General features: G+C 38.3%; 23 protein-coding genes and 3 tRNA genes. 13 read left to right on the forward strand and 13 right to left on the reverse strand.

The genetic code is table 11. The features are described from left to right. Window positions 1-18 precede the first annotated feature (18 nt). Complete coding sequence (locus ACK2M2_RS09910; RefSeq protein ID WP_419347963.1) at window positions 19-1263, forward strand: NADH:flavin oxidoreductase/NADH oxidase family protein; 1245 nt, start codon at window positions 19-21, stop codon at window positions 1261-1263. Between the two features lie 23 nt (window positions 1264-1286). Here the strand turns inward: ACK2M2_RS09910 and ACK2M2_RS09915 are convergent, their stop codons facing one another. From ACK2M2_RS09915 to ACK2M2_RS09950, 8 genes are all read right to left on the reverse strand, one after another. Further along, on the reverse strand, window positions 1287-1466 hold the full coding sequence (locus ACK2M2_RS09915) for a hypothetical protein (protein ID WP_409511084.1): 180 nt from the start codon (window positions 1464-1466) through the stop codon (window positions 1287-1289). Continuing rightward, window positions 1394-1987 carry a glutathione S-transferase gene (locus ACK2M2_RS09920; RefSeq protein WP_409511051.1) on the reverse strand — a complete coding sequence of 198 codons (594 nt, stop codon included), beginning with the start codon at window positions 1985-1987 and terminating at the stop codon, window positions 1394-1396. The genes ACK2M2_RS09915 and ACK2M2_RS09920 overlap by 73 nt, the downstream gene beginning before the upstream one ends. Before the next feature lie 195 nt (window positions 1988-2182). Further along, window positions 2183-2258, reverse strand: a tRNA-Glu gene (locus ACK2M2_RS09925). Between the two features lie 42 nt (window positions 2259-2300). Then, window positions 2301-2376: transfer RNA gene (locus ACK2M2_RS09930), tRNA-Glu, on the reverse strand. Window positions 2377-2506: 130 nt separating this feature from the next. Then, window positions 2507-3406, reverse strand: coding sequence for a hypothetical protein (locus ACK2M2_RS09935; protein WP_419347966.1), 900 nt, complete (start codon window positions 3404-3406; stop codon window positions 2507-2509). A gap of 132 nt (window positions 3407-3538) precedes the next feature. Then, window positions 3539-4963: an amino acid permease gene (locus ACK2M2_RS09940; protein ID WP_419347969.1), complete on the reverse strand. Its 1425-nt coding sequence runs from the start codon at window positions 4961-4963 to the stop codon at window positions 3539-3541. A 117-nt stretch (window positions 4964-5080) separates the two neighbouring features. Further along, window positions 5081-5156 (reverse strand) — tRNA-Glu (locus tag ACK2M2_RS09945). A 224-nt stretch (window positions 5157-5380) separates the two neighbouring features. Further along, complete coding sequence (locus ACK2M2_RS09950) at window positions 5381-6808, reverse strand: amino acid permease (RefSeq protein ID WP_409511054.1); 1428 nt, start codon at window positions 6806-6808, stop codon at window positions 5381-5383. A 182-nt stretch (window positions 6809-6990) separates the two neighbouring features. Here ACK2M2_RS09950 and ACK2M2_RS09955 point away from each other — a divergent pair, with 182 nt between their 5' ends. Together ACK2M2_RS09955 and ACK2M2_RS09960 are read left to right on the forward strand one after the other, a co-directional pair. Continuing rightward, complete coding sequence (locus ACK2M2_RS09955) at window positions 6991-7458, forward strand: YaiI/YqxD family protein (protein WP_419347973.1); 468 nt, start codon at window positions 6991-6993, stop codon at window positions 7456-7458. 103 nt (window positions 7459-7561) lie between these two features. After that, the gene (locus ACK2M2_RS09960; protein WP_419347976.1) at window positions 7562-8500 is read left to right on the forward strand and encodes a DMT family transporter; all 939 of its coding nucleotides are present in this window, start codon (window positions 7562-7564) and stop codon (window positions 8498-8500) included. A gap of 156 nt (window positions 8501-8656) precedes the next feature. Here ACK2M2_RS09960 and ACK2M2_RS09965 read toward each other — a convergent pair whose 3' ends face one another. Beyond that, window positions 8657-9229 carry a PilZ domain-containing protein gene (locus ACK2M2_RS09965; protein WP_409511057.1) on the reverse strand — a complete coding sequence of 191 codons (573 nt, stop codon included), beginning with the start codon at window positions 9227-9229 and terminating at the stop codon, window positions 8657-8659. A 23-nt stretch (window positions 9230-9252) separates the two neighbouring features. Between ACK2M2_RS09965 and ACK2M2_RS09970 the strand changes: the two genes are divergently transcribed. The 3 genes from ACK2M2_RS09970 (at window position 9253) to ACK2M2_RS09980 (ending at window position 13740) form a co-directional block, all read left to right on the forward strand. Beyond that, complete coding sequence (locus ACK2M2_RS09970) at window positions 9253-10500, forward strand: lipoprotein-releasing ABC transporter permease subunit (RefSeq protein ID WP_419347980.1); 1248 nt, start codon at window positions 9253-9255, stop codon at window positions 10498-10500. Further along, complete coding sequence (lolD, locus tag ACK2M2_RS09975; protein ID WP_419347983.1) at window positions 10493-11170, forward strand: lipoprotein-releasing ABC transporter ATP-binding protein LolD; 678 nt, start codon at window positions 10493-10495, stop codon at window positions 11168-11170. The genes ACK2M2_RS09970 and lolD overlap by 8 nt, the downstream gene beginning before the upstream one ends. Before the next feature lie 98 nt (window positions 11171-11268). Beyond that, entirely contained in the window at window positions 11269-13740 is a 2472-nt protein-coding gene (locus tag ACK2M2_RS09980) for a DNA internalization-related competence protein ComEC/Rec2 (RefSeq protein ID WP_419347986.1), read from the forward strand. A gap of 55 nt (window positions 13741-13795) precedes the next feature. On the opposite strand, the gene ACK2M2_RS09985 is transcribed toward ACK2M2_RS09980, so the two are convergent. Then, complete coding sequence (locus ACK2M2_RS09985; protein ID WP_419347989.1) at window positions 13796-14776, reverse strand: lysophospholipid acyltransferase family protein; 981 nt, start codon at window positions 14774-14776, stop codon at window positions 13796-13798. Between the two features lie 138 nt (window positions 14777-14914). On the opposite strand from ACK2M2_RS09985, the gene sppA reads away from it, so the two are divergent. The 3 genes from sppA (at window position 14915) to ACK2M2_RS10000 (ending at window position 17050) form a co-directional block, all read left to right on the forward strand. Beyond that, complete coding sequence (gene sppA / locus ACK2M2_RS09990; RefSeq protein WP_419347991.1) at window positions 14915-15949, forward strand: signal peptide peptidase SppA; 1035 nt, start codon at window positions 14915-14917, stop codon at window positions 15947-15949. 110 nt (window positions 15950-16059) lie between these two features. Next, window positions 16060-16863, forward strand: a complete 804-nt coding sequence (locus tag ACK2M2_RS09995; RefSeq protein WP_419347994.1) for an alpha/beta fold hydrolase — start codon at window positions 16060-16062, stop codon at window positions 16861-16863. A 19-nt stretch (window positions 16864-16882) separates the two neighbouring features. Then, window positions 16883-17050, forward strand: coding sequence for a hypothetical protein (locus ACK2M2_RS10000; protein WP_419347997.1), 168 nt, complete (start codon window positions 16883-16885; stop codon window positions 17048-17050). Between the two features lie 217 nt (window positions 17051-17267). On the opposite strand, the gene namA is transcribed toward ACK2M2_RS10000, so the two are convergent. Continuing rightward, entirely contained in the window at window positions 17268-18350 is a 1083-nt protein-coding gene (gene namA / locus ACK2M2_RS10005) for an NADPH dehydrogenase NamA (RefSeq protein WP_419347999.1), read from the reverse strand. Between the two features lie 110 nt (window positions 18351-18460). Between namA and ACK2M2_RS10010 the strand changes: the two genes are divergently transcribed. After that, window positions 18461-18841 (forward strand): winged helix-turn-helix transcriptional regulator, encoded by a 381-nt coding sequence (locus ACK2M2_RS10010; RefSeq protein ID WP_419348002.1) that lies wholly within the window; start codon window positions 18461-18463, stop codon window positions 18839-18841. Between the two features lie 252 nt (window positions 18842-19093). Here the strand turns inward: ACK2M2_RS10010 and purN are convergent, their stop codons facing one another. Together purN and purM are read right to left on the reverse strand one after the other, a co-directional pair. Further along, on the reverse strand, window positions 19094-19726 hold the full coding sequence (purN, locus tag ACK2M2_RS10015) for a phosphoribosylglycinamide formyltransferase (protein WP_409511066.1): 633 nt from the start codon (window positions 19724-19726) through the stop codon (window positions 19094-19096). A gap of 15 nt (window positions 19727-19741) precedes the next feature. Further along, on the reverse strand, window positions 19742-20812 hold the full coding sequence (gene purM, locus ACK2M2_RS10020; protein ID WP_419348006.1) for a phosphoribosylformylglycinamidine cyclo-ligase: 1071 nt from the start codon (window positions 20810-20812) through the stop codon (window positions 19742-19744). Between the two features lie 135 nt (window positions 20813-20947). Here purM and cxpE point away from each other — a divergent pair, with 135 nt between their 5' ends. From cxpE to rbtA, 3 genes are all read left to right on the forward strand, one after another. After that, window positions 20948-22150 carry a chloramphenicol efflux transporter CxpE gene (cxpE, locus tag ACK2M2_RS10025; RefSeq protein ID WP_419348009.1) on the forward strand — a complete coding sequence of 401 codons (1203 nt, stop codon included), beginning with the start codon at window positions 20948-20950 and terminating at the stop codon, window positions 22148-22150. 16 nt (window positions 22151-22166) lie between these two features. Beyond that, the gene (gene hda, locus ACK2M2_RS10030; protein WP_409511069.1) at window positions 22167-22874 is read left to right on the forward strand and encodes a DnaA regulatory inactivator Hda; all 708 of its coding nucleotides are present in this window, start codon (window positions 22167-22169) and stop codon (window positions 22872-22874) included. A gap of 109 nt (window positions 22875-22983) precedes the next feature. Beyond that, window positions 22984-24792 (forward strand): rhombotarget A, encoded by a 1809-nt coding sequence (gene rbtA, locus ACK2M2_RS10035; RefSeq protein WP_419348012.1) that lies wholly within the window; start codon window positions 22984-22986, stop codon window positions 24790-24792. The last annotated feature ends 12 nt before the right edge of the window (window positions 24793-24804 follow it).

Below are 24804 nucleotides of genomic sequence, written 5' to 3' on the forward strand. Positions count from 1 at the left end.
TAAAAGGAAGCCAGAATAATGAATCGAATTGCTGAACCCTTAAAAATTAAAAATACCACATTCAAAAACCGAATCATTAAAGGTGCGATGAGTGAGGCACTTGCCAATCAAGCAGGACAACCGAACCATTTGCATTTAGGATTGTATGAGGCATGGGCAAAAGGCGGTTTGGGTTGTGCGATTACAGGCAATGTGATGGTTGACTACCGTGCTAAAAATGAGCCGGGTGTGGTCGTCATCGAAACGGAGCGTGATCTTGTAAAGCTTAAAGAATGGGCAGATATCGGTAAGAAATATGGCATGGTGCAATTAATTCAATTGTCACATCCAGGTCGCCAGTGTCCTAAAGGGTTAAATAAAGAAACAGTTGCGCCTTCTGCTGTGCCTTTTAGTCCATTGTTGGCAACAACCTTTGCCACGCCTCGTGAGTTGCGTGAGGATGAAATTCTCGACATTATTCAGCGTTTTGCAACGTCTGCGGTGATTTGTGAGAAAGCAGGTTTTGAAGGTATTCAATTGCATGGTGCGCATGGTTATTTGATTAGTGAGTTTTTATCACCGTTGACGAATAAGCGTAATGATCAATGGGGTGGTTCAATTGAAAACCGTATGCGTTTTTTATTGGAAATCTATAAAGCAGTCCGTGCGGAAACTTCAGATAATTTTATTATTTCAGTAAAATTGAACTCTGCCGATTTCCAACGTGGTGGTATTACCGAAGAAGAAGTCGTTGAGGTGTTTAAAGCGATTGATACTGCTGGTATTGATCTCATTGAAATTTCAGGTGGTACTTATGAAGCACCTGCAATGGCAGGTGCAAAAGCTGAAAAACGTAAACAAAGTAGTATTGCTCGAGAAGCATATTTCCTCGACTTTGCTGAAAAAATTCGTAAAGAAGTGAAGTGCCATTTGATGGTGACAGGCGGTTTCCGTACTGTTGTAGGTATGAATGCTGCTTTGGATAGTGGGGCGTGTGAGTTTATTGGTATTGCACGACCATTGGCTGTAGAAACGGATTTAACAGATCGTCTCATTGCAGGGCAAGATGTGCGTTATGCTGTGGAACAGATTAAAACAGGTATTTCTTTTGTCGATAAAATGGCGATTATGGAAATTATTTGGTATGCAGCACAATTTAAAGCCATTGGTGAAGGTAAAAAGCCAAATCCAAAATTATCACCATTTAAAGTATTTTTAGGTTATGCAAAAAATAATGTGAAGGCAGTGATTCAGGGGCGTGTGAACTCTCGTAAATCGGCTTAAGCTTGATTGCCAAGCTGTTTAAATTACTTTGATGTAATTTTCCAGTAATTTTGAAATAGATCAGCAGACCATTGTCCTTTTTGTAGCGATGCTTGAAAGGCAGGTCTGCTTTTTATTTGCTGTAAATAATTTACGAGTGCAGGGTAATGTGCAAAGTCTGGGGAGGCGTAAGCACTTGCTTGTAGTGGGAACCATAAGAGAATATCTGCATAAGTAAAATCTTCTCCTGTGAGCCAAATTTGATTTTTGGCATGGTTTTTTCTAAGTATGTATTGAGTATTTGCAGTTGTGTTTGAATTTTAGGATTTAAATAACCCTTGTTGAATGCAGCTTTAAAGGCAATACTGACAAAGCGAACAAGCCAAGGTGTTTGCTGAGCTATTTGGCTAAATACTTGTTTGAGGGCAAGACTGGGCATAAAGCTTGCATCAGCATAATGTTGATAAAAACAAAAGCTCCAATAGTCTTGTTGGTTAGGATGGATAATGAGCTTCTGTTGTTTTTGACATAAGTATTCAGCAATTGCACTCGTTTCAGTAAATCTAAGTTGATTTTGTGCATCATTATCTTGTATCAGGAGTGTTGGAAATTTTAACGGTTGTCCATTTTCATTTTTCGTATGCGTGGAATGGATTTCAAGTTGATAATCAAGTTGTAATTCTTCAAGCAGCCAAACGATACGTTGTGAGCGAGAGTTTGGGTGGTGATGTAACTTGAGTTTCATTGTATTTTTATTCTGTAAGTTATTTAGTTTTGATCATAAAGTATATTGTATAAGAAAAATAGAAAATATAAGTCGATAGAATTGCATGTTGATCATGTAAATGAATAGAAGATAAATCAATAAGACATAAAAAAACCTGAATCGCAATGCTCAGGCTTTTTTGTTGAATTAAAAAGTAAATTTCAATTCTGAATGTGGCGTCCCTACGGGGATTCGAACCCCGGTTACCGCCGTGAAAGGGCGATGTCCTAGGCCTCTAGACGATAGGGACAATAGAGTGAGGCACTATCTGAAACTTTTATACCAATTAAATTGGCGTCCCTACGGGGATTCGAACCCCGGTTACCGCCGTGAAAGGGCGATGTCCTAGGCCTCTAGACGATAGGGACGTTTCAGAGGTGGGCGTATATTAGGGTGAATATGGGGATGTGTCAAACCTTTTTCTGAGCCAAAATAGGAAATATCGTTCAGATGTTTAAAAAAGTAGCAAAAAATAGATAATCGTTTAAAAATAAAACGTTATTTGGGGGTTGGGTTTAAAAATAATTCTAAAATATTTTGAATGACTGCAGGGTGTTGCAGATAGCCTGTAATTTTATGTGGTGAATTTACAAAAGTTGAAATTGAAGTGTTAATAATTTCGGGATTAAAATTAAAAGGTTCGTTGATTAATGGGAATGTTGTTAAAAAATCGTCGGGTGAATAAAAATTATGCCAATCACCATTTAAACTTGTTGGTCTTGTAATTGGTTGCATCAATTTTGATTGAATCACCTTAAAAGCTAGTGGTGAACCTAGGGTGATAAATCGTTGTATACAATATTCAGCATTGAGTTGTTGCAAGAGATTGTATGCAATGACTGTCCCTAGTGAGTGTGAAACGATAATATATTCTTCGCCTTTTTCTAAGCAGGCTAAAATGCGTTGATGTACTTCATTCATAAATTCAGTATTTGCTAAATATAAATAGGTTTCTATTAAAAACTTATGAATTAAGCTTTCATGTAATTTTGGGAAATTATTAAGAATTAAAGAAAACTCTTTTAAAGCTTTGTCTTTTACGAGTTGTGAGCCTAGATATAGGCGTGTAGAGAGTTTTAAATTTTGATTTGGGGTGAAGTAGGGCAGTATTGGAATACGAGTTGATTGTGTAACGACACTTGGTTGGGCTTGTACGCACTTGTGTAAGTGGAATTTTAAGAGAGATTTGGGTAAGAAGGCATCTAAATCAAAAGTGTTGCTCAATTGGTGTTCAGTGATTAAGTCGGCATAAAAAGGTAACGCAATATCTAAGTTTTCAATTTTTACGGGGAGATGGAGTTCATTAATACCAAGTTTAAAAATATCAAGCCAATGTTGCTTTAAGCTTTCAGCATTATAGGTTTGTTGATTCATACCATGAATAAAAATAATTTTCATTGTAATGCTTAAATATTCTTATATAGATGATTCTAATTTAAGGATTTTATTGAAAATATGCTGTATCAGAATGTAAAAAAGTGTAGCGAAGGGCTACACTTTTTAAGAAAAATATGGCGTGTTTCAATTGGCTTAGCTTTGATCTTTTGCTTTATAGAATACAGCATAGCTGGTATAGCACAGCGTAATAAAGATCAGACAACTGATGAAACCTGCCCACATTTCAGGATCAAATACCATACTGATACAGGTGATCAAACAGAAGAAGAAACCGAGTATAGGTACTATTGGAAACAGTGGAGCGGCAAAACCTAACTCAGCAGTTGTATGTCCCTCTTTATACCATTGGCGGCGGAAGTTGAATTGGCTGAGACAGATACTCATCCATACAATTACCATGGTAAATGCAGCAACACCCAGTAAGTTTTTGAAAATCAATTCAGGTGAAAATTGTTCTGAAAGTAGCCCAGGTAATGCACCCATCATGGTGACCATTACAGCAACATAAGGAATACCACGTTTGTTGACTTTTGCGAATACTGCAGGTAATTGTTTTTTGTTGGAGAGTGCCCACATCATGCGTGATGCTGCAAATAACCCTGAGTTGGCAGCAGACAGAAGTGCGGTGATAATCACAAAACGAATAATATCTACTGCATACGGAATACCAATATGGTTAAACACGGTCACGAAAGGACTGCTACTAACACCGTGAGCATCTAATCCTGCCATGTTATGTGGCAGTAATGCACTGATGACGATGATTGTACCGACAAAGAAAATCAATAAACGCCAAATGGCTGTGTTGATGGCTTTAGGGACATTTTTAGCAGGATCTTCGGTTTCACCTGCTGCAACGCCAATTAGCTCAGTTCCTGAAAAGGCAAAGTTGACAATCAGCATGGTGGTGAAAATAGGAATTAAGCCGTTGGGAAACCAACCTGAAGCAGTCAAGTTGCTAAAGAGTGGTGCAGATTCATAACCTTGATAATTGATGATACCGAAAATAGCCAATAAGCCTAAAATGATAAAGGCAATAACAGTAATGACCTTGACCAATGCAAGCCAAAATTCAGACTCGGCAAACCATCGGGTTGAGCTCATATTTAAGCCAAAGACTACTGCTGCAAAGATAATTGTCCATAGCCACATGGAAATATCAGGAAACCATTCTTGCATGAGTAGTGCAGCAGCAGTAAATTCTGTGCCTAATGTTGCAGCCCAAGTGAGCCAATAGAGCCAAGTGATTGTATAGCCAGTGCCTGGACCAATGTATTTGTTGGCATAGCTACCAAAAGAGCCTGATTCGGGCATGTGTACCGCAAGTTCACCTAAACAAAGCATGACCATGTAAGCAATGATGCCACCAAGGATATAGGAAATGATTGCGCCAACAGGACCAGTTTGAGCAATGACTTCACCAGAACCTAAAAACAAGCCTGTACCAATAGCACCGCCGAGTGAGATCATCACCAAATGACGAGTACTCATTGCACGTTTTAACGGTGCAGAGGAAGATGACTGTACAGCATCCTGCTGAGAGTGTGGAGATTGCATAATAAGAAAGTTAACAACGTGAAGCGGGTTATTGTAGTGATATTATGAAATAGTGCAATTGAGAAATGATGGAAATAAAATTGAGGATGATTTTTATAATAAAGATAAAGCAGAATATGGCGTCCCTACGGGGATTCGAACCCCGGTTACCGCCGTGAAAGGGCGATGTCCTAGGCCTCTAGACGATAGGGACGTTTAGAAGATGGCGCTATAATATGGATATTTAATGGGGCTGTCAAACAAGAAATTGGATTTTTTATAGCATTGTGAATCGATTGGATGAAAAATAGCAAATTAAGATAAAAAGAACATAATTTTTATAGAAAACAGGGGCAAATATTTACCCCTGAATAATTTAATAGACGTTCTACGCACAGTTTTTAACGTATCTGTATTTGATCTTTATAAATCTTCAAATTATTTTTTAGGATGATATAACCAATAGTAACTTGCATAACAGGCTGCCATAAAGATTAAGCAACCAATGAAACCTGAAAGCATTTCAGGGTCTGCAGCCATACTTAACCCCGTAACTGTACAGGCAACAAAGCCGAGAATGGGCACAAGTGGGAATAATGGTGTTTTAAATTTCAATTCGGCAAGAGTATGACCTTCACGCAACCATTTACGTCGGAAATTAAATTGACTCCAGCAAATACTCATCCACACAATGACCATGGTGAATGCTGCAACACCCAGTAGATTTTTAAAGATCACATCTGCGCCAAATTGTTCAGAGAGTAATCCTGGTAAACCACCAATCATGGTTACTAAAATAGCAATAACAGGGGTACCTGATTTGGTCAATTTAGAGAAAACGCGGGGTAATTGTTTTTGAACTGAGAGTGCCCACATCATGCGTGATGCAGCATAAAGCCCTGAGTTTGCAGTAGAAAGTAATGCCGTGATAATTACAAAACGAATAATATCTTCTGCATAAGGAATACCAATTAGATTAAAAACAGAAACAAATGGACTGCTACTTAAACCGCTGCCATGTGAGGCATTGAGTCCCGCATCTTGGTAGGGAAGTAAAGCACTAATGACAATAATAGTGCCGACAAAGAAAATCATCAAACGCCATACCGCAGCATGAATTGCTTTAGGTACATTCTTTTCAGGATTTTCGGTTTCACCTGCGGCAATCCCAATCATTTCGGTGCCATTAAATGCAAAATTAACAATTAACATAGTGGCAAAAATTGGAAATAAACCGTTGGGAAACCAACCATGCGAAGTCAAATTGCTGAACAGTGGTGCAGAGGTGTAGCCTTCAAAACCAACGAATCCAAAAATAGCAGCAAGTCCAAGCAGGATAAAGATCAGCACCGTACTGACTTTGACAAAAGATAGCCAAAATTCAGATTCGGCAAAAAAACGAGTTGATGATAGATTGGAAACCAATACTGCAATAATAAAAACGAGTGTCCATAGCCAAATAGACGTGCTTGGAAACCATTCCTGCATCAGTAAAGCGGCTGCGGTAAACTCCGTACCGAGGGTCGCTGACCATCCTAACCAATACATCCACGACACCATATAACCTGTGCCTGGTCCAATATTCTTAGTCGCAAATGCACCAAATGAACCGGTAACAGGATTATTTACAGCCAGTTCACCGAGGCACAGCATCACCATATAGGCGATTAGACCACCAATAATATAGGAAATAATGGCACCGATCGGGCCTGCCTGAGAGATCACTTGACCTGAGCTAAGAAATAGCCCTGTACCAATGGCACCACCGAGGGACAGCATAATTAAATGCCGTTTAGTCATTGTTCTTTTCAGATGGACTGATGTTCCATCAGCAGGATGATGCTGAGATGGCTGTGAAGATTGCATAATGATGATGGCGATAATTTTAATATTGTATTTTAGAATATAATGTGAAAATTCACAAAATACTTCACAAATACATTTGAATATTTTATCAATGTATGAGAAATCAGAATAAAACTTGAAAATGCATTTTAAATTGAACAGTATTTGTTAGACTGCTCATAAGTGAATTGTTGGAATAGCACGTGTTGCCATTTAAACTTTGGGTCGATGCAGATGCATTGCCAAATATTCTTCGTGAGGTGATTATTCGTGCCTCAGATCGCTATCAATTGGAAGTGACCTTTGTTGCTAATCAACCAGTAGGTATTACACCATCAATACGGATTAATTCTTTACAAGTCATGCAAGGTTCAGATCAGGCAGACAAAGAAATTATTGAGCGTATGAAAGCGAATGACATTGTCATGACGCAAGATATTCCGCTTGCGGCTCAAGTGATTGAGAAAGGTGGGATCGCGATTCATCCTCGTGGTGAAATCTATACTGAAGCCAATATTAAAGCGCGTTTGCATTTGCGTGATTTTATGGAAACGCTTCGTGGTGCAGGTGTGCAAACTGGTGGACCACCACCGATTTCTGAACGTGATAAACGTGAATTTTCAAGTAGTCTTGATCAGACCATTATGAAGCAGAAACGTAAAACAGCGTAATGTTCGTTGTGGATTTTTTTCAAAGAGCCATTCACCAATTAATGTATATGTGAGAAACAACAGTATCCATCGTTTTGGTGTTGTTTTTGTCATTGGAAATAAAATGTCTGAGCAAAATCCTGTTTCACAAAGTAATATCATGCTGACTTATGGTTTGTTGGTGTTTATTTGGGCAACAACGCCACTTGCTATTGTGTGGAGTGTGCAAGATTTACATTTAATGTGGGCATTGGTCATTCGATTTTTTCTTGCATTACCTATTGCACTTGCCTTGCTGTGGTTGCTAAAAATTCATTTTCCCTTCGATAAAGTCGCATTACATAGTTATGTAGCGGGTTCTTTTAGTCTAATGGGTTCGCAATTTTTTACTTACCTTGCAACCAATTATTTAAGCTCAGGCATTATTGCGTTGATGTTTGGTTTGTCACCTATTATGGCGGGTTTAATTGGACGTTTTGGCTTTCAGCAAAAACTACACCGCTTGCAATGGTTCGGCATGTCCGTATCTGTTTGCGGTCTTGCTGTGATTTGTATGAGTAGTGGTGCAGGACAGCATGTACATCCGATTGGAATCGCTTTGATGCTAATGAGTGTATTTACCTATTGTTTGTCGATTTTTTGGGTGAAGAAAGTCAATGCAACAGTTGAGCCTATGGCGCAAGCAACAGGTTCAATTTTAGTGTCAACAGGGGTTGCAATCGCATTATTGCCCTTTATTTGGCAGTATGCTCCGACGCATATTCCTGAAACCAAATCATTACTTGCACTGCTTTATACGGTGATTATGGCATCCCTAATTGCGATGTTCTGTTATTTTAAGCTGGTACAAAATATTAAAGCGACGACATTATCATTGACCACAGTGATGACACCTATGTTGGCGATGTTATTTGGTTCAATGTTAAATAATGAAAAACCATCTGCGATGGTATTTGTTGGAGCAGGTATTTTGTTGTCAGGTTTATTTTTATATTTTTATAAAGACTTTAAAGCGAATCGAATATTGGCCGAAAAGTTAAAACATATAGATCATCAGTCATAATGTTGATTATAGCGTTAAGATTATACAGAACGAATGGATACTTGAAATAGTCCATTTTTCATACCATTCGTTCTGCTATTTTTATTTAAAATAATTAAATTGTTTATAAATGAATTTGTTGTGCTTATTTTTTAATCACACCTTCGAATAATAAGCTCAACTTGTTTCAATTTGTTGATTTTTAATACATTGTGATAATTTCACCTTATCCTGTGGATGAAGTGTAACAAAGTATGCACCAATTCGATAACTCCCTTCATGATGAGGTTCAGAATAAGCGACTTGCGCAATGGCAGCAATATGAAAAAAGTTTTCAGGATGGCTGAGTGTGACGTGTAAATAAGCGCCTTGTTTGACAGATGTATTGCTGTGAAAACTAAAACCACTCTCTGAAAAATTTACATGTTGAGGACTAGGTAACATACTTTGTACAATCGAATCGTACAAAGAACCAGTGATGAGGTTTAATTTTTGATTAAATAAGGATAATATTCGAGCAATTTGTTGATCTTTTTCACTTAATTGTTCCAATTCGTATTGAATCGCATGATCAAATTGATCTAATTCTGCAAGTAGTAGAAAATAGCGCGGTAATACAAAATTAGGATCGTATGGATCGTTAAGTGCAACTTCCTCAGCAATGACCTGATAGTTGATTCTTAATGCAGCATCGATTCGAGACATAACACGACGCTCGTTTCCATCATTTTGATGCTGTAACGTTTCCATAAAAACACCTCGGACTGGATGGTATGTTTAAACCAATCTCACTGTATATAGGGTTGAGATATACTCGCGCTCGGCGTAGCAATCACTTTATTTCTTTTATCGCTCTCGTATCCATGATCGGTCTGACCCTTGGGGTCGCTGTACTGATTACAGTTTTATCTGTTATGAATGGTTTTGACCGTGAGCTAAAAAACCGTGTCTTAGGTATGGTACCCCAAGCTACTGTTTCCTCAACACAAATATTAACAGACTGGCCCGTACTTGCAAAGAAAATTGAACAGCATGAACATGTCGCTGGCGTTGCTCCTTTTACCCAATTACAGGGGATGTTGACAGCACAAGGCACTGTTGCGGGGATTATGGTCACGGGGATTGAGCCTAAATACGAAAAGAATGTTTCAATTATTCAGCAACACATGGTTGAAGGAAGCATTGATAAGCTACAAAAAGGTGAATACGGCATCGTTTTGGGTAAGCAAATGACGGATGGTTTGGGTTTAAGACTCAATGACAGCGTCACGTTGGTTTTGCCTGAAGCAACACCATCACCTGCAGGTGTTGTACCCCGATTTAAACGATTTAAAATTGTTGGTATTTTTAGTATTGGTGCAGAAGTTGATTCAAGTTTAGGTTATATCGCACTCAATGATGCTTCTACGTTACTTCGACTACCAGATGGTGCTCAAGGCATTCGAATGAAATTGGATGACATTTTCCTTGCCCCACAAATTTCCAATGAAATTGTTCGTGACTTAAATCAATCGGGTCGTGGCAATTTTTATGCCTCTGATTGGACGTATACCCACGGTAATCTGTTTAGTGCTATTCAGATGGAAAAAACCATGGTTGCATTGTTACTCGTGCTGATTGTGATTGTTGCTGCATTTAATATCGTATCTTCACTTGTGATGGTCGTCACTGATAAGAAGGCTGATATTGCAATTTTGCGTACCCTTGGAGCTTCACCGAAAACCATTACTCAAATTTTTATGGTGCAAGGTACTGTAATTGGAGTGGTCGGTACAATCATGGGAACAATTTTGGGCATTACACTTGCATTAACTGTCAGTGATTTGGTCGGATGGGTGAGTACCGCATTTGGTCTGCATTTATTTGATGCCTATTTTATTAACTATTTACCCTCGTATTTGAAATGGCAAGATGTTGTGAAAATTGTCATATTATCACTCGGCTTAAGCTTTATTGCGACCATTTACCCTGCATATCGTGCTGCGAAAATTCAACCTGCTGAGGCATTACGTTATGAGTAAATTGGTGCTTGAGGCAAAAGATATTTATAAGTCCTTCAATGAAGGTAAAAACAATGTCGATGTGATTAAAGGTTTATCGCTTGCTATTGAACAAGGTGAATTTGTTTCAATTGTTGGTTCATCAGGTTCAGGTAAAAGTACGCTATTGCATATTTTGGGTGGACTCGATTTACCTACTCAGGGCAGCATTTTGTTGAATGGCAGACGCTTTGATCAATTGGGCGAAGCTGAGCGAGGTTTTCTACGAAATCAACATTTAGGTTTTGTTTATCAATTCCATCATTTATTGCCTGAGTTTACGGCACTTGAAAATGTGGCAATGCCGTTGATGTTGCGTAAAGTTATGACCTTTAAAGAAGCCAAACAAAGAGCAGAATATTTGCTTGAACGTGTTGGTTTAAGTCATCGTCTGACCCATCAACCAGGGGAGTTATCAGGTGGTGAACGACAACGTGTGGCTTTGGCTCGTGCTTTGGTGACTCGCCCACAATTGATGCTTGCTGATGAACCAACAGGAAATTTAGACCGTAATACAGCAGTAGGTATTTTTGAATTACTTGCCGATTTACGTAAAGAACTCAATATGGCAATGTTGATTGTGACGCATGATGAACAACTAGCTAAACAAGCCGATCGAGTTTTGCATATGCAAGATGGTTTATGGGTCTAACCAACTATATTCTTGGTCAATAATCCGATAGCGAACCTTGTTAGAGCTCATGTAAATGGGCTTTAATAGTTTTATAAGAATAAAAATTGAAGATCATTATGTCTTTTTTACTGCTTTTGTTAGGGTGGATTGTCGGAATTTTGACAATAGGCAATATTTTTCCTAGCACTTTTCAATCGACTTTTTCTTTTGTTGCGGCTGTGGTTTTTTTCTTGAGTGGCATTGGTTTATTACGGCCTTTTTTTAAAGCCAAATTGAGTTACTCTCCAATTTATCGCAGTATTTTTGGGATATTACTTAGCTTAAGTGGTTTTTTTACAGGGCATTTTTATGCTAATGCTCAATTAGATCAGCGGCTTGCTAAACGAGTGATGCACATTGAACAAGTTGATGCGATTGTCTATATTTCACAGATCAGTCAGTGGGTATTGGATGATCCTTCAGGTGCGAAAATTCGTCAAAAAGCGGTTGTACTCAATCAAGCACATTCACCGATGTTATGGACACTCAATATTAAGGAAGAATTACCATATGCCAATATGTTGCCGGGGCACTATTATCAGGTCAGTGGTAAAGTTCGACCTGCACATAGTTATGCGGTTCCCGGTGTATTTGATGCTGAAAAATGGATGCTACAAGACAATGTGATGGCAACGTTGCAGGTTAAAACAATTCAACCCGTCACAGCAAATGAAGTATCCAATCTTGGCTATAATTTTCAGCAGTTTATAGAAAAGCAAGCGAGCTGGAATGCACGCTTAAAACTTGCGGTTGAGCAAAAGCGCTTTGATTTTCGTGACTATTTATCTCGGCAACCTTTTCAGCAAAAAGGCTTATTGCTTGCCTTGCTGACAGGTGATGAAAGTCTACTATCCAAAGAAACACAACAAATGTTTAAACGCTTGGGGATATCGCACTTATTGGCGATTTCAGGACCGCATGTGTTGATTTTTGCCGTACTTTTTTGTTTTGTAATCAATTTATTGATTAAGCGTTTTAAACCTCAGATTTATCTGAAAATCCCACGACCCTATTTAATGCTTTTACCCTTTGTACTGTGTGTTTGGTTATACACGGCTTTTGTTGGTTTTGAGATCCCGGCACTGCGCACATTATTGACCGTAATATTGATCAGCACCATTATTTTATTGCAACAACGTATGCGAGCATCGAGTATTTTAGTCTTAAGTGCGGCTTTATTATTACTCTTTGACCCATTTAGTATTTTATCCGCTGCATTTTGGCTTTCTTATGGCGCATGTTTTATTCTAATTCGGGTTTATCAAACCATTCAGCAAAAAAGCGAGGCTGCAACTGAACATGAACAGGTTCAAACTTGGCGTGATAAAACTGTTTTGTGGCTAAAAGTACTGGTTGAATCGCAATGGAAAATTTTTATTGCGTTATTTCCTTTAGTGATTCTTATTTTTCAGCAAGTGTCATGGGCTGCACCTTTTGCAAATTTAATTGCTATTCCAATCATTGGTGCGTTGATTGTTCCCATTGAGGTGATAGGTGCATTTTTATGGCTACTGTTTGAACCATTAGGTATGTTATTTTTTCAGCTTGCAGATGCCTGCTTAAGACTATTGCTGTGGATGTTGGGGTGTTTAGACAGTTTAATGGCATCGAGCTTACATTGGTTTGCCATGACACCGATGCTGATTTTTATGCTTTCACTTTCGGTGCTGATGATTTTTTTACCACGTGGCGTGATCCCAAAGGGTTGGGCTGTGCTATGTGTCGTACCAATACTGTTGGGGGTGAAACATGATGATGCATTTCGCTTAAATATCTTGGATGTTGGTCAGGGGCAAGCCATTTATTTACACATGCCTAAGCATAATATGTTGATTGATACTGGTGGAAATTATGATGAAAGTAAGTTCAGTGTTGGACAGCAAATTATTATTCCGTATTTGATGCAACAAGGCGTTAAACATTTGGACAGTGTTTTATTGACACATTTAGATCAAGATCATAGTGGTGCATTTAGCCGTGTCGCAGAAGAAATAAAAATAGATCAGGTTGTTTCTAATCAAAAAGATCAACGCTTTGATGGCTATCCTTTTGAATATTGCCATGCAGGGCAGGTCTGGCAATATGGTCAGGTGAAAATAGAAGTATTGTCGCCACAATCTGCCGATTTAAACCAAGTTGCCAATAATCAAAATGAATTGTCATGTGTTCTATATATTCAAGCACTACAAGTTGGAAAAGGATATAAGAGTTTTTTACTCATGGGAGATGCAGGATGGGAAGCGGAGTATCAAATTTTACAACGTTATCCGCATTTGAATGTCGATGTTTTAGTTTTGGGACATCATGGTAGTCAGTACAGTTCATCCTTTGCATTTTTAAAACAGTTGCATCCTAAACTTGTGATTGCATCGGCAGGCTTTGGTAATCGCTATCATCATCCTAGTCCAATTACACTCGCTCGTTTACAGGCACTTAAAATTCCGCTACTCACAACTATTGATCAGGGGACAATTCAGTTTCAGTTAGACCATAACCATGAGATGCAAATACGTGAATTTAGGTCAGAAAAGACGTGGCTTAGACGTTGAAAATACACGATACACAAATTGATTTTAAAATTGAAAAATAGATAAGCAGAATAATCTATTCTGCTGAATCTATCTCTAAAGTATTTTGCTGATTCATCAAATTTTCTGTACGGATTTTCTCAATCAGTTGCATTGCCTCTTTATGTGGCAAATTATATAAGCGTCTTAATTCAGGATGTGCTTTGAAACGTTTATAACTCCAATGATAATGCTCAGGATAGCGTTCAATAAGATGCTCTAGTGTTTGATGAATCACATGTGTGCCATGTTCAGCAGAACCTTGGTAAATATCTTCAGAAATAGGTTCAATGAATAAATCAAACTGATCAGAATCCTCACAACGGATGGCATAGAGTAAGACCGTTCGTGCTTTGGTTTTTTGAATCAACTTAGCACTTAGACTGCTTGAAGCAAGAGGAATACCAAAATAGTCAACCATATCGCCACCAACATGTGGGGTATGGTCAGGGAGAATAACAGTTGTACCGCCTTGCTTTAAAGCTTTAAAAATTTGACGAACACCTGATTCATCCGTGGGAACCAAATGGGCTTGTTCACGACTACGTGCAGCTTTGACAAATGCATCGGCATCTTCATTCTTAATAGGTTTATACATAATGGTCATTTGGGTGTATTGAGCAACCCATGCATTCATAATTTCCCATGTGCCAAAATGTGGAACAATTAACACCAAGCCTTTGCCTTGAGCTAAAGCTTCATGAAAATAAGATTCCCCCTGAATTTTTCGAATGCGTGAGATATTTTTTGTACTTGAACTGCCCCAAATAGCAAAAAATTCAAAGTAGGACTGTAATTCGTTACGAATTGCAGCTTGAGTAATGTATTCACGCTGTTGGCGGTTGTATTGAGGAAGGCAAATTTCAATGTTGAGCCGAATCGTTTTTGAGGTTTTTGTCGAATGAACAATATTTACGAAGCCTGCCAACATACGTGCAAAAAGACGTGAGAAACGAATTGAACGCTGACCTAAAAAATGAAGAAGGCGGGTCGTGGTTGAATTTGTTTTATGAGTCATATTCTTTCGGTAAGTTGTACTTGTATTAAAGACTAGCGTAATTTGAAAATAATTATAAGTTAATTTTGGCAGATTAGACAGATTATGCACATTCGTTGTATATAATGTTGTCTTAAAATTTTTATCTGGATTGAGTCTATGTCCGATTGGCCACCTAAACCACAAAATGACAATATAAATCAGCCCCAAACATCAGGGCAGCAAACAAGCGGGCAAGAATGGCAAATTCTAGAAAAAGTCGTGCTTGCATCTGTGGAAGAACAACGTCGCAGTCGTAAATGGGGAATTGTTTTTAAAGGATTAACTTTCCTTTATATCTTTATCGTGCTTGGTATGATGATGAAGAGTTGTTATTTTTCAGGCGGTGAAGACGGTTTGAGTACAGGTGATACACATCTTGGTGTGGTTAATATTGTCGGTACAATTGAGTCAAGTAGTCAGGGTGTCAACAGTGAAGATACCATTAAATCACTAAAAAAAGCCTTTGCGACTACAAGCAGTAAAGCCGTGGTGTTGAATATTAACTCACCGGGCGGTTCGCCTGTGCAGTCCGATGATATTTGGCAAGAAATTCGTTACCAAAAACAACAGCATCCTGAAAAGAAAGTCTATGCTGTAGTTGGTGATATGGGGGCGTCAGGTGCTTATTATATTGCTTCGGCAGCCGATGAAATCTGGGTCAATCCTTCAAGCTTGATTGGTTCAATTGGTGTGATTATGCCAAACTATGGTGTCAGTGGCTTAGCACAAAAGTTGGGTGTTGAAGATCGTACGATGACATCAGGCAATAATAAAGACATTCTTAGTATGACTAAGCCTGTCAATCCTGAGCAAAAAGCACATATTCAAGCTTTATTGGACAACGTTCATAGTCACTTTATTCAAGCTGTGAAAGATGGCCGTGGTACAAAATTGAAATCAAAAGATCCTGCTATTTTTTCAGGGCTATTTTGGACAGGTGAGCAAGCGATTGAGCTGGGTATTGCTGATAAAAAGGGTAATATCGAAACATTAAAACGTGAGCTGAAAATCAATAAAACGGTTAACTATACAATTGAACATAGCCCATTCGATAGCGTGCTTGGTCGTATGGGGGCTCAAGTGGGGCAAGGGATTGGTGAGGCTGTTGGACAAACTGTTGGTTTGAATCAGAATGATGTGAAAATGCAGTAAAGCTATTGCGGGAGCAAAAACTTCCGCAATTTTTTTTGCTTTAATATTTGAGTGATCTATGTGTTCAATGAAGACTGTAATGTAAAAAGATGGATGAAGAGATTAAAAATATGAGTCATAAGCCTTTAATTCATTTTGCACATGCCAATGGTGTGCCTGCACTTGTTTACAGTAAATTATTTGATTTATTGAAAGAACAATATGATGTGATTTATACACCAATTATTGGTTCTGATCATCGTTATCCAATTACAAACGGTTGGACGTGTTTAGCAGATCAAGTGATTGATAGTATTGTACAGCAAGCTCAGGGTCGTAAAGTTATTGCACTTGGTCATTCTTTAGGGGCTGTTTTGTCTTTGTTGGCTTCTAATAAAAGACCTGAACTATTTGAACAAGTTATCTTACTCGACCCTCCATTGATTGTGGGCAAAGCCTCATTTGTGATGATGTTGATGAAATATTTGCACCCCAAAATGTTAGATAAAATTACGCCTGCAGGTTTAAGTGCTAAACGCCGTGATCATTGGGATTCACGTGAGCAAGCGGCTGAATTATTGCGTCCAAAAGGTTTTTATCAATTGTTTGATGAAACCTGTTTTCAAGACTATATCAAATATGCACTAACGGAAGATCCTAGGCGAGGTGGGGTTGAATTGACCATTTCACGTGATGATGAAGTTAAAATTTTTAGAACCAATTCGACTCTATATTGGCTTCTAATGCCAAAGCCTAAAGTCCCAACGATTTTGGTTTCTGGAAAAGACAGTCCCTTTATTAAGCAGAAATTGCCTCAGGTAATCAAAAAGAAACTTGGTATTCCTTATGTAGTGATGCAAGGAGGACATATGTTTCCTTTGGAGCATCCGACTGAAACGGTTGAATTGGTTAAAACATTAATTCAAAATAAATGATTATTTAAGGATATGTTGAATGAGTTTATTCAATAATTTAAAAATAAATAATGATATTTTTTCAGGGATTTTTCCATTTTGGCCTCAACAGATAATTGTTACTGAATTTGATTTAGAAAATGATATCTGTTTTGCTGAAACAGATAGAGTTAGAAAGCTAGTGAGTTTTGCAGCGAATGTGTTGTGATTTATGAAAAATTCTAATGGATAAAAATTGGTTCTGATGTAGCGTTCTTTCCCGCAAGGAGCTTCTCAAAAAGCTTTTCAAATGTCGTTTTTTTAGTTCCGAAATTTGTCAGAATTGCCTAAAAAAGAATTAAATGTATTTATAAGATTTTTTTATTTGGAAATAACTGTACAAAAACCCTGATTAAAAATCAGGGTTTTATGCAATTTACTTTAGCTTAAGCACTTTTTTCAACTGAAATATTCAAAGGTGCTACTTCTGGTCGAGGAAGGCTACGCTGCCATGCAGAACCATAACGGGTATATTGTGGTGGAACTACAATTTCTGTTTTCAAATCATCCGCTGCTGTACGTGCCCAGAACGGGTCTTTCAACATTTCTCGTCCAACAAGAATAATATCTGCACGCCCATTTTGTAAAATTTCTTCTGCTTGACGGCCTGTTTCAATCAGACCCACCGCACCCGTCATGATCTTGAGTTCTTTACGCAACAATTCAGCAGCAGGCACTTGATAATTTGGGTAAGTATTGACTGGAACCATCGCAATACCACCTGATGAACAATCAATAAGATCAATATCCTGTTCTTTCATCCATTGTGCATAGATCAGAAAATCTTTTGGTGTATTACCACCTTCAACATAATCGGTTGAAGAAATTCGTAAGAATAATGGTCCATCCCATTCACTACGAACTGCATCAATCACTTCTCGAACGATACGATAGCGATTTTCATGACTCCCACCATAAAGATCAGTACGTTTATTTGCGAGTGGCGATAAAAACTCATTGAGCAAATAACCATGCGCACAGTGAATTTCGATGACATCAAAGCCAGCTTTTTTTGCTCTCGCTGCGCCTAAACGAAACGCTTCAACTACTTCCTGAATTTGTTCAATATTCATTTCTTGTGGAACACGTGATTCAGCCGTAAAAGGAATGGCAGAAGGTGCAATAGAGGGTAAATCAATTCCTAGTTGACGACCCGCATGACCGAGTTGAGCACCTGCTTTCGCACCAAAACGTTGAATTACTTCAATCACGCGACTTAAACCTTCGACATGATGATCATCCCAAATACCAATATCACCCGGACCGATTGGACCATTGGGTAATACGGAAGCAGTTTCCAGCATGATCAGACCTGCACCACCTAAAGCACGTGCACCATAGTGAACAATGTGAAAGTCAGTGATGTAGCCATCTACTGTTGCTGAGTGCATGCACATTGGAGACATTGCAATTCTGTTTTTAAATACAGTATTTCGGATGGTAATGGGGTGAAATAAAAGAGCTGACATTGTTTTCCTAATAGAGTTTGTATTTGACTGCAATAATGGTACATACTAATAAAAATTGTTTATACGCTAAAAATATTCCACTACTTACCAAAAGGTAACCATAAATTATTATGACCAAACTTCGTAACTACGATTCTGCACCCGGATGCTCAATGGAAGCTGCTTTACATATCCTTGGCGGGAAATGGAAAGGGGTTATTCTATTTCATCTTTTTAAAGATGGAACTTTACGCTTTAGTGAGCTACAACGTCATTTGGTCAGTATTAATCAAAGATTGCTTACTAAACAATTACGTGAGTTAGAAGAAGATGGTTTGGTGATTCGGACGGTGTATCCAGTTGTCCCGCCAAAAGTGGAATACTCACTAAGTGAAGAGGGGAAAGAATTGCATCACTTGATTTTGGAGCTAAGTCTTTGGGGAAGAAAATGGCTTGAGCGAAGAGGGTTAAAAACTGCAATTGATGAAGATTTAGATGCATTAAAAATTTGATTTAAAGACTTAAAAAGCGAAGTTTATAGATATTTTGCTTTGTATAACTGTTTTATAAACTCTTAAAAAATTCTAAAACTAATAGAATGCACCGTATAGGAAATAAGCTATATTCGTTTAATTATTTCAATAAGTTATAATTCATAAAAACAGCCTGATTTAAATAACTGGGCTGTTTTAAGTGACATTTCATTATTCAACCTATTCCATAAAAAACGCATCCTAAGATGCGTTTTTATTGATAATAGAATCTTAAAACTGACAAAACTGAATAGGTTTATCGAGTTTTTGACCTTTGTAGTGAACGTCACCATTGTCTAAATGCTGAATCGTACCATTACAAATCCATTCAATGGCTTGAGGATAAATTAAATGCTCAAGTACATGAATGCGATTACTGAGAGTTTCTACAGTATCATGTAAGCCGACTTTTAACACACCTTGTGTTAAAGCCTGACCTGCATCAAGTTCAGTAGTTACATAATGTACAGTACAACCATGCAACACATCGCCAGTATTTAACACACGTTGATGGGTATGCATACCTTTGTAATTCGGCAAAAGAGAAGGATGAATATTCACCATTTTACCTTGCCAAGATTGTACAAATGAAGCACTTAAAATACGCATGAAACCTGCAAGAATCACTAAATCAACATCCCAATCAAGCAATTGTTGATGCATTACAGCATCAAATGATTCACGATTTGGATATTTTTTATGCTCAATAATTGCAGTGGCAATACCTGCCTGCTTCGCACGTTTTAAAGCATAGGCTTCAGGCTTATTGGAAATAACACCGACAATTTTCCCTGAAAGATTGGCATCAATCAGGGCTTGTAGGTTACTTCCACTGCCTGAAACGAGGACAGCAATTTTAATCATTTTCTTGACTTAGGCTTATGCAAAAATCACACGGATTTTTTCATCAGCACCTTCAACAGATTCAGCATTGTCAACAATGTGACCCATTGCCCATGCTTTTTCGCCAAGTGTTGTTAAAAGTTCAACAGTTTTATCAGCTTCAGTTGCATCCACAACAAGAACCATGCCTACGCCACAGTTAAATGTGCGATACATTTCGAACTGTTCAACACCACCTTCTTTTTGAAGAAGTTGGAATAATGTTGGCCATTCCCAAGAAGATTCATTGACAATTGCTTGAGCGCCATTTGGCAGTACACGAGGTAAGTTACCTGGTAAACCGCCACCTGTGATGTGCGCCATTGCATGAACATCTACATGTTTAAGCAACTCAAGAATAGATTTTACATAAATGCGAGTAGGTTCCATTGCAACATCTGCAAGTGGGCGACCATCAACGATTTGTGTAAGGTCGACGTTTTTCACGTCTAGAATTTTGCGAAGTAAAGAGTAGCCATTTGAGTGTGCGCCTGAAGAAGCTACACCAATCAATACGTCACCTGATTTTACTTTAGTACCATCAATAATTTTGCTTTGCTCAACGACACCTACGCAGAAACCTGCAAGATCGTAGTCTTCGCCTTCATACATACCTGGCATTTCAGCAGTTTCACCACCGACCAATGCACAACCTGCAAGTTCACAACCCGCACCAATTCCTGTTACGACATTGGCAGCAACATCGACATTTAGGTGACCTGTTGCATAGTAGTCTAAGAAGAATAATGGTTCAGCACCACATACAAGTAGATCATTTACACACATTGCAACCAAGTCTTGACCAATTGTGTCATGACGGTTTAAGTTAAGTGCTAAACGTAATTTTGTACCGACACCATCTGTACCAGATACAAGAACAGGTTCTTCATAACCTTTTGGGATTTTACACAGTGCGCCAAAGCCGCCTAGGCCGCCCATTACTTCAGGACGTTTTGTGCGTTTAGCGACTGATTTGATTCGATCGACTAATGCGTCGCCCGCTTCAATGTCGACACCTGCGTCTTTATAGCTTAAACCAGTGTTTGGGGTAGAAGATGAGTTGCTCATATTTGAAGTCTCCGCATTGGCGCGGAGATTATACCCGAATATACGAAACTCTTATGTTATTTATGCACTAAAATGCTATCTTTATTTAAATATTTTACTTTCTATAATGATTAAATCTGAAAAAGGCGTGATTAGATGCACGATCGGACTTTAAAACGAATTTTCATCCTTGCAGGCATTGCTCTGTTGCTTTGGGTTTTATATTTATTGAAACCTGTTGTTGTACCTTTTGTTGCTGCATTTTTAATTGCTTATTTATTTAGTCCAATTGTAGAAAAACTAGATCGTTTTCTACCACGTTGGTTGGCGATTTCGACTGTATTTATAGGTATTGGTGTTGTGATCACTTGGGCGATGTGGTTCCTTGTTCCCTTGGTTTGGAAACAGCTTATGTATGCCCGCGACAGTATTCCCGCAGGTATTCATTGGGTGAACTCAACGCTTTTACCTTGGGTATCCCAAACATTTAATGTTGAACACATGGAAATTGATACTGATCAGATGTCTAAGGTCATTATGGATTATGTGCAAACCAACTATAGTGTTGACAGCGTCCAATCTCTTGCACTCAAAATTGCCCAATCAGGTCTAAGCTTTATTCAACTTGGCGGCATAGTGGTGCTTATTCCTGTGATTGCCTTCTATTTTATGTTGGATTGGAACCGCATGTTGCAAAGCATGAAAGGACTCATCCCACGTCAATATAAACAAAGTACATTAAAAATTGTCAGTGAATGTCACAGTGTTTTAGGTGCATTTGTAAAAGGACAATTTTTAGTGATGATTCTCCTCGGTATTATCTATGCCGTGGGTTTGCAACTGATTGGACTTGAAGTTGGTTTAATTATTGGTATGGTTGCAGGATTATGTAGCATTATTCCTTATTTAGGTTTTGGTGTTGGAATCGTTGCTGCTGTGATTGCATGTTTTTTCCAATTTGGTATGGATCCAAAACATCTATTGATGGTGTTGGCTGTATTTGGGGTTGGACAACTTGTTGAAGGTTATATTTTACAACCATTTTTATTGGGCGATAAAATTGGCTTATCTCCAGTTGCCGTGGTCTTTGCTGTACTTGCAGGTGCACAGCTAGGTGGTTTTGTTGGAATGCTTATCGCACTTCCTGTTGCCGCTGTCATTGTTGTACTACTCAAGCATGTTCGTGAGTATTATGAAAAAACGCCATTTTTTCAGTCTGAACCGACAACAGTCACTTTGCATAACCAAGGGGCGAGTGAATTGATTTCGGTACAAAGTGAACAGCTTGACCTTGATATTGAAATTAAAAACACGCAAGATACAGATGAAAAGGTAAAAACAAATCAAGATCCACTTTAAGGAATGAAATAAATATATGCGTCAATTGCAGTTGGATATAGAGCCTCAACTGGATGCTAGAATTAGTGATTTTTCTGGACCCGGATGGGGACCTGTAATTGATGCAATCCGCCAGCTTCATACAGGATTAATGGATCGGTTCTATATATATGGGGGTGCAGGTACAGGAAAGAGCCATTTACTTTCTGCAATTTGTGATTCCTATTTGGAAATAGGAAAAACGGCAATAAAAGTTTCATTGCTTGAATTACTTGATGCTCCTATTGAAGCAATTACTTCACTTGAACGCTATGATTTAGTCGCATTAGATGATATTGAGGCTATTAGTGGTGTGCCACATTGGCAAAAAGCAGTTTTTCATTTAATTAATAATAATAATGAAGGTGGTGGTCAATTAGTCTTCTCATCACGTGTAGCACCCATCGAATTAAAACTTGAATTACCCGATTTACAATCTCGATTAACCCAAGCAGTAAGTGTAAAAGTGCCAGCTGGTCATTCACATGCAGATCGTCAAGCACTCTTAAATTCAGTATTGGTTCGTAGGGGTGTACATTTTGACCCACAGATAACGGAATATTTGCTATTACATGGACCACATCAAACCAGTACACTGTTGCAATCGGTTGATCGTTTAGAAAAATTACTTAAGGGTGAAAAGACAAGACTGTCAAATGCAACCTTAAAACAAATCTATGCCTTGATTGATGAATACAGACAGTAATTAAAAATTCTTGAGAATTTTATTGAGCTGTGACAAAGTACGCGAAAAGGATTAAAGCCTGTTTTTTGGGCTGCGACTCAAATAATTAAAATAAACCAAGGAGACGATAATGCTCAAACGGGGCATAAGCTTAGGATTATTGTGTATTACAGGGCATGCTTATAGTGCAAATATTACGGTCAATACAATAGAAGATGTTGTAAAGGCGGATGCACAATGTTCTTTACGTGAAGCAATTACATATATCAATCAGGGGATGCCTGAGGCGGGATATAATGGTTGCGGTGGTAAAGATGCATCAAGCATCATTGAATTGGTCGGAAAGTCAGAATATAAAATCAATAGTCAATTGACGATTTCTAAGCCTCTCTTAATTAAATCTGTCTATGAAAATGCAGCTATAGATTCACTTTTAGGTAAAAATAATGCTGTTATTAAAATGGCAGGTAAAGATCGTATTTTTTTGATTGACCGTACGCTCGCACCAAATTTCGATCAAGTGACAGATAAAGACAGTCTAATTACAGCTTCATTGAATGAAATTACTTTAAATGGTTGTGATCAAGACAGTTGTGCAGATCAAGGCGGCTTGATTTTTAACAAAGAAAATATATTGCTGCAATATGCTCAGTTATTGAATGGTAAGGCACGACAAGGTGGAGCAATTTATAACGCAGGTGCATACACAGAAAGTAAGCCATTAAGTAGCGTTGGAGTCACAAACTCATTACTTCGCGGCAATACTGCAAATCAAGGTGGTGTGATCTATAGTGTCATGCCACAGTTTATTGTGACGAACTCAGTAGTTCGTGATAATGAAGTAAAGAATGCAGATGCAAGCCTTTTTGAAAGTGAACAGGCTTTTGATGAAAAGACAAGTAATAACATTGGCACGACCTCAGGGCGTGGCATGATTAATACAACTATGTTTAGTAATAAAGGCTATACCATCAAAGTCATGGATGGAATGATGGTCAATAACATTACGATGGTCATGAACACGAAAGGCTTAATTATAAATGCACCATTTAAAAATGCTTATGTAGTAAATAGTATTTTGGCTAAAAATGGTACAGAAGATTGTCGTGTTATTGCGGGTGCTGAAGCCAATAAAATTAGTAATAACCTTTACTCAGTGGGCTGTGCAGGCAGTGCATCACAACTGATTGGCACGGCAAATTTAATTGCTGGCACGAGTGTCGAAGGTAAGTGTGATGTCAATTCAGATGGCTTACTGTGTCCTTTTGCTGAGTCAGACAAAACGATTTTAGGTTATTTTAGACCGCGCTTATTGACTAACTACACAACATTAGCGGATTCATTGATTGTCAATAAAGGACCTCAAACGGGTAGTGATTTGATGTCTTGTATTACTGCCGATCAACGTGGTTTATCAAGACCAGGTAGTGTTGAGCTATGTGATCGTGGTGCAATAGAGCTTGTAGTCGATAAAACAACAACTACGAGTGTTGGTAAAGATATCTTTTATGGTGAGATAGCGAAATTTACGCTAGCAGATCAATTGCAAGATGGAGACTTAATTACACCTGCACAATGTAAAGTCATTATGGGGAGTGAGCTCGATCCACAAGGTAAAACATGGTTGCCTGGTTGTCTTAAAGTTGTACAAACGAATACACCATCAAAAGGAGCTCTCAGCATAACGCAGGAAGGTGACATCACTTATGTGCCTAATGGAAATTGGCATGGTGCAGATGAATTTAATATTTTAGTGGTAACGACTACAACACGTTTCAATGATTCTAGAAATCCTTATATTGAAGTACCTGCGAAAGTCGTTCAGGATCCGCCGAATACTTTTGAAGATAAAAAAGTAAAAACATCAGGTGGAAGTACAGGTATTTTTGCACTACTTGGATTAATCGGTTTGGTTGGTTTCCGTAGGTTTAAAAAATAGTAGGAATTCAGG

The organism is Acinetobacter sp. TY1, assembly GCF_048551395.1.
Classification (GTDB): Bacteria; Pseudomonadota; Gammaproteobacteria; order Pseudomonadales; family Moraxellaceae; genus Acinetobacter.